Genomic DNA, 10,420 nt, shown 5'->3' on the forward strand with positions numbered 1-10,420 from the left:
GTCGCAATATACGTCAAAAGCTTATCGTCAGATCACTACAAAAGCCGGTATTACCCGAAGTATGTCTCGGGTTGGTAAGTGTATTGATAACGGCCCCATGGAGAGCTTTTTCGGACACTTTAAATGCGAATCTTATCACTTGAAACAGTTTAACTCTTATCAGGAACTCGTAAAGACTATTGAGTCATACATGCATTTTTACAACTATGAACGTTTTCAAGAAACACGAAACAGCCTAACACCAATGGAATATCGGTATCAGGCTGCAGCATAAGAATTTTTATTTTTTTTACTGTCTACTTGACAGGGGTCAGTTCACAGACTTGGGGGCTTTCTAGTGTTCATATTTAGCTGAGCATTGAAAAGAGTGTCTGTATCGTACCGTTTTCTAGCAAAATGTAGATACCCAGACCAATGAAAACGATAGGAACAATGACTCGCTCGTATTTCTCCAAGGTTTCTGAGATGAAGGAGAACTTAGCCAGGCGGAAGCTGATATAGCAAAGTATGGCTACGGAAACGGCAAAGACGAGTATGGCAAAAATGATGTCGATCGGATCAAGTGAGGTAAAGTAAGGGATATAGATACCCAAGTTGTCAGCGCCCGACGCGACAGTGATGAGAGACACGGTCCAGAACAAGCGACTCGATCCGCCGGAACTGATTTTTTCGACGACTTCCTCCTCTTCTTCTTCCTCTTCACCGTAAAGGGCGACTTGGATACCTAAGTATAGAGGTATCAGTCCCAAGAGCCCAATGATCCAGTCTTGAGGAATGAGATTCAGGACATAAGCAGCGAAGAGACTGACGGCAACGAGAAAGCTTGTCCCCAGATACTGTCCTCCATAGATATGAACGATGCCTTTTTTTGTATGATTCTGCGAAATTATAATAAGTAGGATAAAAAAATAATCGATGCTAGTAGATATGTAAACGGCTATCGCCGATATGAGTGTTTCTATCAAATGCTTGTCCTCCAGTTATGATGGTACCGGGATAGTTTGCGTAAATTCTGTAAGTGAATGAAAAATCAAAGCGGCATTCTCCTTAATCAGAGAATAATAAACGACTCTTCCATTCCGTTTTGATTCGAGCAGACCGTTCTGCTTCAAATAGCGCATATGGTGAGACGTTGAGGCGATGCTGGCTTCCAAAACTGCTGCAAGGTCGCAGACACACAGTTCGTTATACGTCATTAAGGCATAAAGGATCTTAATTCGCGAAGGCTCTTTGATGCATTTACTCAACAGTAGTATGTTTGACAAGTCCTTCTCTAAAAGTATTTCATTCACTGTGTTTACTTTATCTTCGTGGATGATAGTGGAGCTGCACACCTCCAGAGTCATGAGTTTCACCTCTCATTCAAATATAAGTTTGAATGAATTATATCAGAGGCTCATAGTTTTTTCAATAGGATGTAAATTAGCGTGATAGACTCATTATTAGAAGTTCATCTAATTTAGCTAATGTAGTTTACTACCGAGGCTAAAACCAGCTACAATAAGAAGGAGAGTAAAGCTGCTGAACGTTGCTGATCGAAAAAGAACTAAGATTCTAAAGCGCGTTGCAGTTAAACAATGGAGGTTAAACTATGCTAAACATTGCCTATATCGGTGACGGAAAAAGTACGAACCGCTATCATATCCCTTTTTCCAGCCAAGTAGACGGGATTAAAATCAAGACCATTCAAGCCCGCTCAGGTCATAATGAGATGTGGGAAAGGGTCCCTGGTGCGGACTATGTGTAAGAGAAAGAAGCGATCTGGAGCGATCCGGAAATCGATCTGGTCGTCATCTCCACACCACCGCAAACGCATTATGCGCTGGCGAAAGAAGCCCTTTTGAACGGTAAGAATGCATTAGTTGAAAAGCCTTTTGCTGAAACGCCTGAAGAAGCTAGAGATCTTTTTGACCTGGCTGAAGAAAAAGGTTTATTAATTCAGTGCTACCAGAATCGTCGCTTCGACTCGGATTTCCTGACCGTTCAAAAAGTGATCGAGAGCGGAGTCCTGGGAGACATCCTGGAAGTGGAAATGCATTTTGACTATTTCAGACCTGAAGTACCGAAAAGTGCGGAGTCATTTGAAAAACTGATCAGCTTTATGTACACACACGCCTGTCACACCGTGGATCAGGTCTTGTCTTACTTTGGTGACCCGAAAGCGATCCATTACGACGTGCGCCAGCTCCTGGGTGACGGTCGCATGAACGACTACTTCGACTTGGACTTCAACTATGAAAACAATCTGAAAGTGGCTGTCAAATCCAGCTACTTCCGCCTGAAGAACCGTCCGAGCTTTGTCGTTTACGGTAAGAAAGGGACCTTTGTCAAAGAGACGAAAGACCGTCAGGAAGAACATCTGAAGCTGTTTTATATGCCCACGAATGATGATTTCGGCGTCGACCTGCCGGAACACTACGGCACGCTTTACTATATGGACGAAAACGGTCAGTATCACGAAGAAAAAGTGGTGTCAGAAGTGGGCGACTACAGCCGCATCTATGAAGGTGTCTATGAGTCGCTCGTCAACGGCAAGGAGAAAGTCGTCAAAGACGAAGAAACCATCCGACAGATCGAAATTCTAGAGCAAGGCATCAAGGAAATGAAGAACTACTAAGGATACGTTACGTATAAGTGCCCTTTGCGAAAACAGGCAGTAACTAAAGGTCACAAAAGTGGTGTATATGTGCCCTTCGCGAGATCAGCCTGAAGCTGAAGGGCTCAAAAAGGACGGTCCTCAACTTGAATTGAGGACCATTACAAATCAAACTCACTTAAGTAGTTACTGCGTTGACCGACTACAGAGTAAAAGGGAGGAAATAGCTTGGATAAACTGACGTTTCACGATATGACACTGTACTGGCTCGATGGCGGAGTCATTTCTTTGGATGGAGGAGCAATCTTTGGGGTCGTACCTAAACCTTTATGGAGCAAGAAGTACCCGGCCAATGAAAAGAACCAGATCACCCAGGCGACAGAACCGATCCTTATTCAGTATCAGGACAAACACTATCTGATAGATACAGGCATCGGCAAAGACAAGTTGACTGAGAAACAGAAACGCAATTTTGGTGTTCAGGAAGAATCGCGGATATACGAAAACCTGGAAAAACTGGACCTGACCAGAGAAGATATCGATGTGGTTTTAATGACACACATGCATTTTGACCATGCATCAGGCTTGACCCATGAAGAAGAGGGTGAGTTTGTGTCGACCTATCCCCGTGCTGCTATTTACATGACAGAAACAGAATGGGACGAAGTCAGACATCCGAATATCCGGTCAAAAAGTACGTATTGGAAACAGAACTGGGAAGCGATCCAAGATCAAGTCAATACATTTGAGAATACGCTGGAAGTCGTTCCCGGGATCACGATGATCCATACTGGCGGACATAGCAATGGTCATGCGGTGATCAAGCTGGAACAAAAAGGCGAGACGATCTTACACATGGCCGATATCATGGCGTCGACCGCGCACCAGAATCCTTTGTGGGTCATGGCTTATGATGATTATCCGATGGACTCTATTTATGCCAAACAAGAATGGATGGAACGGGCTTATCAGAATAATTATAAATTCATATTCTATCATGATGCCTATTACCGTATGGTCCAGTGGGATGAAGAAGGCAAAGAAATCGTTGACGGCATGAACCGTTCGAAGAGTTGATTTTTTATAAATGAAACGCATGGACCGGATCCATGCGTTTTTAATTCAAATAATACCCTGTAAGAATCTGCAAAGCCATTTTTTTGAAAACATCTTATAATTTATTATTTACCAATTTCTTGAATGGCTTTCATTCCGCCTTCAATAACTTTAGGATTTAATCCTTTTGATTCAAGGAAAGAAGCCGCTGCAGTACTTCGGTTACCAGATCCACAAAGCGTAAAAAGTTGTTTGCTCGTATCCAGTGATTGATAATCATTAACTAAATCCTCAAATGGAATATTGACCAAATTCTTCTCAGGTGCTGGTCGTGTAATTTCATCTGGATGTCTGACATCAACTAAGATATAGTCATCATTTTTGACTACTGCCACACATTTGTACCATTGGGACAGTTTAAATGCAATATTCAATTACTTGTTTATATCAGAATGGTAGGCTCTCGAGAGTGTAGAAGTTAAATAAGAAAATCTGAACAGTGTCTCCGTCAGGCACTTTGAAAGTGTACTTTCTTATGAGCTTTTACAGCAAAGTAAATGGACAAAAGTACCTGTCTTTCATATTTAAATCACCTTTAAATGCTTATGACAACACTCTTTTTTGGATAACAATAAAGGCCATATAATTGTGTAAAAGATAAAAGGCCATGTATGAGGTGACCCCCCATAAAGTTAGAATTTTCACTCTAACTTTTGGGGTTCACTACATATTATAGTCAGCCCCAATAATTGACGTTTAATTACTCTCTATCTGCTGTTGCAACCAATCATTGATGTAAGAAAAAATTTCCTGGTTGTTTAGTTCATTTACTAATTCATGCCGGGCATCTTTAAATAACTTAAGTGTTACATTTTCCAAATCTAATTGAACATACTGCTCATATAATGCTTGAACCGCTGTACCATACTTACCAACAGGATCCATATCACCAGAAACAATTAAAAGAGGCAAATCCTTTTCAATTTTTTCTAGTCGTTTAGTTTGATATAGCGATTTAAAAGCATGGAAGAGTTCATAGTAAAAGTTTATCGAAGAAACGAAACCAGACAATTCGTCTTTCTCATATTGTTCCACAACTTTAGCATCTCTTGTGAGCCAACTAGATGTCGGTTGCTGCTTTTTAAATTTCTTATTAAATGACCCAAAAGATAATTGATCAATCAATTTAGCTTCTTTTTTATTATCGAATACCATATTTTGGAAGGTAGCCAATATTCTTCCCATTTTTACGTCCAGTCCATTTTGTTTGGCTGAACCAGAAAGAATGATCCCATCTATTTTTTCAGAATTTTGAATGATATACTCCTGCCCGATAAATGAACCAAAACTATGAGCAAAAATAAATAAAGGCAGTTGAGGATATTTCTTTTTTATCAACTCAGAAATTAGTTGTTCATCTTTAACAATTTTTTGAAAACCATCCTCACCAATATACCCAAAAACTTCTTCTTCTGTTAAAGAATGCCCATGACCGCGATGATCATCCGCATAAACAATATAACCTTTCTTATTCAAAAAATATGCAAAAGTTTCATATCGTGCAGAATGTTCGGCCATTCCATGAATAATTTGAACGATTCCTTTTGGTTTTTCTACTTGATCCCATATACGTAAAAATATCTTTTGGCCATCATGGGAAGAAGTATATATAGTTGTATGTTCCATTTTCCTGCTCCTATCAAATTTAATTTTATTTAGTATAATACAAAACAAATTATAATTCCTTAAACGTGTATTTTGTCAGTGGAGTTGTCAGGCGATAACTTATTCACTCCACATATTGGGTTAGATTCTACTCTAGAAGTCATAAAAACTGGTGATACAAAGAATCGTGTAAACTAATTCAAAATCGGAAAATTTAATATTCTTAACATCAAAGGCTATGGAATCTTTTTAAAATCCATAGTCTTTTATAATGATTTGCTACAGGAGAGACAAAATGAGTAAATGAGTAAAATCTTTCTCTTGGCTAGATTATAAATAGTTATATGTTCTTGTTGGATTCATACTGTATTTTCACGAATTATCTAGTAAAGATTGGAAAACTAGTCAAGATTTAACTGGGAATAATATAACAGTTTTAAGTGCGTTATGCCAGCTTTTTAATTTTGTGATTCGTTCTATTTGGGTCATATTTGGTTGGAAAATTTCGCTCTCAGACACTAAAGCTTTTAATTCATTTAAATCTTTCCAATAATCAACAGCTAATCCAGCGAGATAGGCAGCACGAGACGGTCGTCCTTCAGAACGTTCATCATCCGCTCTTTCTGATTCAGCCCATAGTTGATCGCTGTGCCAAGTTTGCCATGCGCAGTTAGAGATTCACACCAGTCAAAAAAAGGCTTCAAGCTTCGGCTTCACTAATTCCAGGCGCTGGTCATACCGTTCGCTAACGGATAAGTCATTGAGGGACTTATCCAAAATAGTATGTATTATTAAATCAATAACTGTTTCAAAATCGTGTATAATTACTTCATAGGTAACTAAAACCAGAGAGGGGAGAGAACTCATGTCAGAGCCATCGATTGTTCCGGCCGGGGACTGTGCACTTCGTGTAGTGTTCGATAATAAAATCGATCCATCAATTAATCAGCTAGTAAACAGTCTGGACAAGAAGCTGACCGAGTTGTCTGTTCCAGGAGTGGCTGAAACGATTCCTGCTTTTCGTGTCCTGACAGTTTTATATGATCCGGAAATCACGGATCTGGGCATTCTCTCAGAAGCGATTCGCCAGCTTCTGTCGGATCAGAATGAAATGGACAGCCGAGAAAAACGAGTCGTACATATTCCTGTCTGTTACGACAGAAGTTTCGGACCAGATTTAGAAGAGTTGTCCCGGCACTCGGGCTTGTCGATCGAAGAGATCATAGCTGTCCATTCCGGAAGAGATTATCTAATTTACATGATGGGCTTTCTTCCCGGGTTCGCTTATCTCGGAGGACTGGATCCGTCCCTGCACATACCGAGACTCGACACGCCTCGCACGTCTATTGAAGCGGGTGCTGTGGGGATTGCCGGTAGTCAAACTGGGATGTATCCGATAGCGTCACCGGGTGGATGGCGACTGATTGGATCGACACCTGTGATCCTTTTTGATCCGAACCGATCAGAACCCTTTCTTTATGAAGCAGGAGATTACATTCGATTTGAACCGGTGTCCCGAGAAGTCTATGACCAGATCAAAGCGGACTGCCGAGAAGGAATATACAAGTATCAAGTGACGATGGAGGTTGATGGCGGTGGGCATTCGGGTAACCAGTAGAGGGATGCAGACGACCGTTCAGGATAAAGGACGGACAGGATTTCAGCGATATGGTTTTTCGGTATCGGGAGCGATGGATCAGATTGCTTTTAAACTGGCGAATAGTCTTGTCGGTAATGATCCGGATGAGGCTGTACTGGAAATGGCGCTGATGGGAAGTTCCTTTATCTTTACGGATGAGACTGTCATAGCATTAACAGGAGCCGACTGTCAGCCTCTTTTAAATGGGAAAGCGATCGATACCTACCGAGCATATCATGTGGAAAAAGGGGATGAGTTGAAGACAGGCCCTATGGGTGATGGCATTTTTTCTTATATAGCTTTTGCCGGAGGGCTCGACATTCCAAAGGTCATGTCCAGTTATTCAACAAGTACCCGTTTCAATATCGGAGGCTATCGTGGGCGAGCCCTGGAAGAAGGAGATCATCTTAATTTTAAGCATACCGATATCAGCTTCAATCAGATTATAGGACGAAATATCTCCACGTTTTTAGAAAGCATTTCATCGGGACCTGACAATATACGTGTCATTCCTTCATCAGAGCAGCCTGCCCTGACAGATGTAATAAGAGAAAGTTTTTATTCGCAAAAATATACCATTTCGTCCAAGTCCGATCGCATGGGTTACAGGCTGGAAGGCAAACGTATCGAAATGGATGAGCAGATATCTGTAATTTCAGAGGGGACAGTCTGGGGAGATATTCAGGTTCCGCCGGATGGTCAGCCAATCATTCTCATGGCAGACCGCCAGACAACCGGAGGGTACCCGGTAATAGGCACAGTCTGCTCAGTGGACAGATCAAAGCTGGTGCAATGTTCACCTGGAACAGAGATACAGTTCACTCAAATAAATGTAGAAGAAGCTCAGACTCTATTCATAAAACAGAAGAACTGGCTTAAACTGCAGCAGGAGCGGCTGAATGACCTTGCTTTTCAAAGCAAACAATCAGGTGAAGTGTCAGGTGTTCAGGCAAGAAATAAAATCGACGATCTGATCGATATAGTCAAAGACTCATCGTTCACTCAATTCAGTTACTCAGACAAGCATATTAAATTGGATATCGATCATGAGTCTGTGAGGGTTCAGTCGAAAGAATCGACAAACCAGCCAGAGGACCAGTAAAGACATAAGGAGGAGAATAAGGCAATGAAGACAATAGATTTGAACTGTGACTTAGGAGAGAGTTTCGGGGCATATACACTTGGACTCGACAAAGATATCCTACCCTATATTTCTTCGGCCAATATTGCGTGTGGCTTTCATGCTTCCGATCCGATGGTTATGGCCCAGACAGTCGCAGAAGCGGAGAAAAATAATGTCGCTATTGGGGCACACCCAGGTTTTTATGATCTGATGGGTTTCGGACGACGAAACATGACGATTTCTGCGGATGAAGCCAGAAATTATATAAAGTACCAGATCGGTGCACTGTCGGCTTTCAGTAAAACGGGAAAACTGCATCATGTCAAACCTCATGGAGCCCTCTACAATATGGCCAGCACAGACTATCAACTGGCCAGAGCCATTTGTCAAGGCATCAGAGAAGTGGACGATGAGCTGATCCTTTACGGCCTGGCGAACAGTCAGCTGATCAGAGCTGCTCAAGATACAGGCCTGTCTTATGCTCAGGAAGTATTCGCCGACCGGAATTATAATGACGATGGAACTCTGGTTCACAGGCAGCATGAAGATGCCCTGATCACAGATGAAGATGTGGCTGTCGAACGCGTCGTTCAGATGGTCGAAGAAGGCAATGTGAAGTCAGTGACTGGGAAGTGGATCGATCTGCAGCCTGATACGATCTGCGTGCACGGGGACAACCCGAAAGCTGTCCAGTTTGCGACTAGGATACATAAAGCGTTGACAGAAAAAGGGGTTACTATTACACCAGTTAATGGCAGACTTGGTTAAATAAATCAGACGTGTCTATTAGCAACAAGGATAAATCAGTACAGCCCACTGGAGAAATAGCTCGGTGACTGATAGACTGGTCAGTAGACAAAGTATGACTTTCAATTTATTAGAAGCAGAAGGAGCATGGAGATGAAACCGACCGCATTAGTATTTTTTGATTTGGATGGGACATTATTGAATGAAGAATCTTTAGTTGATGAAGATGTGAAAGAAGCACTAGTCCAGTTGAAGGATAATGGAGCTGTTCCGTTTATTGCTACTGGAAGAAGCCCGTTAGAAATACAGCATGTACTGGAAGAAACCGTGATCGATTCGTTTATTACGTTAAATGGCCAGTACATTCAATATGAAGGAAAAGAAGTATTCAGGAACGTCATCCCGCAGTCACTGGTTGACGGGCTTAAGAAGATGACGAGTGAGAAGAACCTTCCGCTGTCCTTATACAGCTCTGACAAGATACGGGCCACACGCTATAGTGAGACACTTAAGCAGGCCTACAATTTCATTCATGAAGAGCCACCTGCTGTTGATGAGTCGTTTGATGAAAAAGAAGAGATCCTGATGATGCTTGTTCTAAATGAAGACAAGTCGCTTGATCAGGAATTTGTTGAAGGCTTTCCGGAACTGTCGTTTTACCGTAATACCCCATACAGCATGGACACTATTACCAAAGGACACAATAAAGCGAAAGGCATCGACGCGCTTCTGGAGTCCATCAATATGCATGACATTCCACTTTATGCCTTCGGAGACGGCGCAAATGATTTAGAGATGCTGAAACGCGCGGATTATAGTGTGGCCATGGCCAATGGTCTTGATGACGTAAAAGACGTCGCTGACTATGTCACTTCATCCAATAAAGATGGAGGCATCGTTGAAGGACTCAAGTATTTTAAGCTGATTGACTGATCTGGCCAATTCAAAAGATCCTAGAGTGTGTCCGATTAAAGATAGAAGGAGATTCACATGCAGTACAAAACACATTTAGCAGTAACTTATGCTGCTGCTCTACCCGCTCTGGCATCCACAGGCAACCTAACGATCGGAAATACCGTGGCTTTAGGCATAGGGACCCTATTCCCTGACATCGACCACCCAAAGTCCTTTATAGGTAACCGGACAGGAGGAATCAGTCACAGCATCGGAGCGGTCTTCGGACACAGAGGGCTGGCCCATTCAATCCTGGGGGTAGTATTCTTTCAGTTGATTTCAAAATGGGTACTGAACTATTTGCAGCTGCCTCCAGAATTTGCGGACTGGTTCATTGTCGGCTATATAGCACACTTAGTGGAAGATTCTTTTTCTAAGACGGGTGTAGCTTGGCTTCAGCCCTTATATTCAAGACGTATCCAATTCGGCTTCAAGAAACTCTATTATTCTACTGGTAAATCAAGTGAATCCTTAATCTTAGGAGTGGCAATGGCAGCACTAATATATCAGGTAATGCAGTTCGTATTATAATGGAGAACAAGTCGAAGCCTATTCAGAAATAGATTATGTGGAGAGCAACTTATAAGACGCACCTTGGAACCAACTGGAGATCCGCGACGCAGCCGAGTGAGTCGTAAGA

General features: G+C 42.0%; 12 protein-coding genes and 1 pseudogene. 8 read left to right on the plus strand and 5 right to left on the minus strand.

The features are described from left to right. A partial coding sequence (locus BMX79_RS11530) for an IS3 family transposase (RefSeq protein ID WP_143059450.1) occupies positions 1-274 on the plus strand: 274 nt, incomplete at its 5' end. Between the two features lie 73 nt (positions 275-347). Here BMX79_RS11530 and BMX79_RS11535 read toward each other — a convergent pair. Together BMX79_RS11535 and BMX79_RS11540 are read right to left on the minus strand one after the other, a co-directional pair. Further along, complete coding sequence (locus BMX79_RS11535; RefSeq protein WP_091482841.1) at positions 348-965, minus strand: CadD family cadmium resistance transporter; 618 nt, start codon at positions 963-965, stop codon at positions 348-350. Between the two features lie 15 nt (positions 966-980). Continuing rightward, positions 981-1,346, minus strand: coding sequence for an ArsR/SmtB family transcription factor (locus BMX79_RS11540; protein WP_091482843.1), 366 nt, complete (start codon positions 1,344-1,346; stop codon positions 981-983). A 245-nt stretch (positions 1,347-1,591) separates the two neighbouring features. Here BMX79_RS11540 and BMX79_RS11545 point away from each other — a divergent pair. Further along, positions 1,592-2,617, plus strand: a pseudogene (locus BMX79_RS11545) (Gfo/Idh/MocA family oxidoreductase). A gap of 207 nt (positions 2,618-2,824) precedes the next feature. Continuing rightward, the gene (locus BMX79_RS11550) at positions 2,825-3,673 is read left to right on the plus strand and encodes a YtnP family quorum-quenching lactonase (protein ID WP_091482844.1); all 849 of its coding nucleotides are present in this window, start codon (positions 2,825-2,827) and stop codon (positions 3,671-3,673) included. Between the two features lie 104 nt (positions 3,674-3,777). Here BMX79_RS11550 and BMX79_RS11555 read toward each other — a convergent pair whose 3' ends face one another. The 3 genes from BMX79_RS11555 to BMX79_RS12555 all read right to left on the minus strand — a co-directional run bounded on the left by BMX79_RS11555 (position 3,778) and on the right by BMX79_RS12555 (position 6,021). Next, entirely contained in the window at positions 3,778-4,047 is a 270-nt protein-coding gene (locus BMX79_RS11555; protein WP_170231051.1) for a rhodanese-like domain-containing protein, read from the minus strand. 361 nt (positions 4,048-4,408) lie between these two features. Then, the gene (locus BMX79_RS11560; RefSeq protein ID WP_091482848.1) at positions 4,409-5,338 is read right to left on the minus strand and encodes an alpha/beta hydrolase; all 930 of its coding nucleotides are present in this window, start codon (positions 5,336-5,338) and stop codon (positions 4,409-4,411) included. Positions 5,339-5,877: 539 nt separating this feature from the next. After that, positions 5,878-6,021 (minus strand): hypothetical protein, encoded by a 144-nt coding sequence (locus BMX79_RS12555; RefSeq protein ID WP_170231052.1) that lies wholly within the window; start codon positions 6,019-6,021, stop codon positions 5,878-5,880. Positions 6,022-6,182: 161 nt separating this feature from the next. Here BMX79_RS12555 and pxpB point away from each other — a divergent pair, with 161 nt between their 5' ends. The 5 genes from pxpB (at position 6,183) to BMX79_RS11585 (ending at position 10,311) form a co-directional block, all read left to right on the plus strand. After that, a complete protein-coding gene (gene pxpB / locus BMX79_RS11565) occupies positions 6,183-6,935 on the plus strand; it encodes a 5-oxoprolinase subunit PxpB (RefSeq protein ID WP_091482850.1) in 753 nt (250 codons plus the stop codon). Beyond that, complete coding sequence (locus BMX79_RS11570) at positions 6,907-8,058, plus strand: 5-oxoprolinase subunit C family protein (RefSeq protein WP_091482853.1); 1,152 nt, start codon at positions 6,907-6,909, stop codon at positions 8,056-8,058. Before pxpB ends, BMX79_RS11570 begins: the two co-directional genes overlap by 29 nt. A 24-nt stretch (positions 8,059-8,082) precedes the next feature. Then, on the plus strand, positions 8,083-8,847 hold the full coding sequence (locus BMX79_RS11575; RefSeq protein WP_091482855.1) for a LamB/YcsF family protein: 765 nt from the start codon (positions 8,083-8,085) through the stop codon (positions 8,845-8,847). 132 nt (positions 8,848-8,979) lie between these two features. Beyond that, positions 8,980-9,759, plus strand: a complete 780-nt coding sequence (locus BMX79_RS11580; protein WP_091482857.1) for a Cof-type HAD-IIB family hydrolase — start codon at positions 8,980-8,982, stop codon at positions 9,757-9,759. A 57-nt stretch (positions 9,760-9,816) separates the two neighbouring features. Further along, positions 9,817-10,311 carry a metal-dependent hydrolase gene (locus tag BMX79_RS11585; protein ID WP_091482859.1) on the plus strand — a complete coding sequence of 165 codons (495 nt, stop codon included), beginning with the start codon at positions 9,817-9,819 and terminating at the stop codon, positions 10,309-10,311. Positions 10,312-10,420: the final 109 nt, after the last annotated feature.

It is taken from the genome of Alkalibacterium pelagium, from assembly GCF_900109325.1.
In the GTDB taxonomy this organism is placed as follows: Bacteria; Bacillota; Bacilli; order Lactobacillales; family Carnobacteriaceae_A; genus Alkalibacterium; species Alkalibacterium pelagium.